Here is a 1,309-nt window from a genome sequence, read left to right as displayed (position 1 = left end):
GGTCCGACCGCGATCGCCGACGCCGACGCCGTCGTCGTCCCGGCCCTGGCGGTGGACCATTTCGGCTTCCGCCTGGGCCGTGGAGGCGGCTACTACGACCGCGCGCTGGTCCACGCCCGGCCCGACGCCGTGCTGGTCACCGTCGTGTTCGACGAGGAGCGCTTCGCCGAACTGCCGCGCGAGGCCCACGACCGCCCGGTGGGCGCGGTCGTGACGCCGTCCGGTGGCTGGCAGGACCTGGTTCCTCCCAGGGGGTGACCTCAGCTCTCGCGCAGCGCTCTCCGGATGGCCGCCGCGAACTCCTCCGGCGCCTCGATCGGCACGAAGTGCCCCGAGTCCGGCAGCTCGGTCACCGAGACGTCGGCGAAGAACTCGTCGAGGCGGTCGGACCACGCGGCCGGGAAGAGCGGGTCGTGCGCGGGCCAGAGGACGTGCGTGCGGACGGGGAGTCGCTCGTCCAGCGAGGGCGCCTGCTCGGCCAGGCCGCGGGTCAGGATGCCCGGTCCCACGCGGTACCAGCCGATCGAGGACGTGAACGCCCCCGGCTGCCCGTACGTGTCGGCCAGCCGGTCGAGGTCCGCGTCGACCGGCGCGTACGAGGGACCCGACCAGTGCGTCCAGAAGTGCTGCAGGTATGTCCGGACCGCGTCCCGGTCGCCGTCCAGCAGCCGCCCGGAGAGTTCGAGCCGGTGGAAGTTCTGGTACCAGAACTCGGTCAGCACGTCCGGGTCCAGCAGTCGTCGGCCGGCACCGGGCATCGGTGGGGTCACCACCAGTGCCCGCACTCGCTCCGGGGACTGGCGGGCGATGGTCTGGGCGATGCGGCTGCCGATGTCGTACCCGGCGAGCACGACCGGCCCGAGTCCGAGCTCGTCCAGCAGGCCGGTCACGCTGCGCGCCTGCGCAGCGGCGTCGTACCCCTCGTCGGGAGGCACGGGGTGCTTGTCCGACTCCCCGAACCCCCGCAGGTCCGGGACGACGACCTCGGCGGCGTCGGCCAGCAGGGGCTCGACCAGCCGGTAGTCGCCGCGGCCGCCCGGCCACCCGTGCAGCAGCACCACCGGGGGGCCGTCGCCGGTGCGGTCGTAGCCGAGGGAGAACCCGTCGACGGGCGAGCTGCGGGGCATGGCGCCTTCCTGAGGGGTCGGTCGTGGCGTCGGGCCGGCGGGGGAGCGCCCCCCGCCGGCCCGACGGCCTGGATCAGTGCCCGGCGTCCGCCTGCTCGGTGGAGTCCGCCGCGTGCGCGATCGAGCGGGTGTCCTGGAAGGCGCGGACGCCCTCGATGCCCTGCTCGCGGCCCATGCCCGAG

At 74.6% G+C, this 1,309-nt stretch carries 2 protein-coding genes; one reads left to right on the top strand and one right to left on the bottom strand.

Annotated features, from left to right (window positions below; translation table 11 throughout):
- Nucleotides 1–258 (top strand): 5-formyltetrahydrofolate cyclo-ligase (locus E4P40_RS27580; RefSeq protein WP_280790668.1); only part of this gene is annotated, 258 nt, incomplete at its 5' end.
- A 2-nt stretch (nt 259–260) separates the two neighbouring features.
- Here the strand turns inward: E4P40_RS27580 and E4P40_RS27575 are convergent.
- On the bottom strand, nt 261–1,127 hold the full coding sequence (locus E4P40_RS27575) for an alpha/beta hydrolase (protein ID WP_135161461.1): 867 nt from the start codon (nt 1,125–1,127) through the stop codon (nt 261–263).
- Nucleotides 1,128–1,309 lie beyond the last annotated feature (182 nt).

It is taken from the genome of Blastococcus sp. CT_GayMR20, assembly GCF_004570345.1.
Note: the sequence above shows the minus strand (reverse complement) of the source record. Positions and strands in the feature narration are given on the sequence as shown.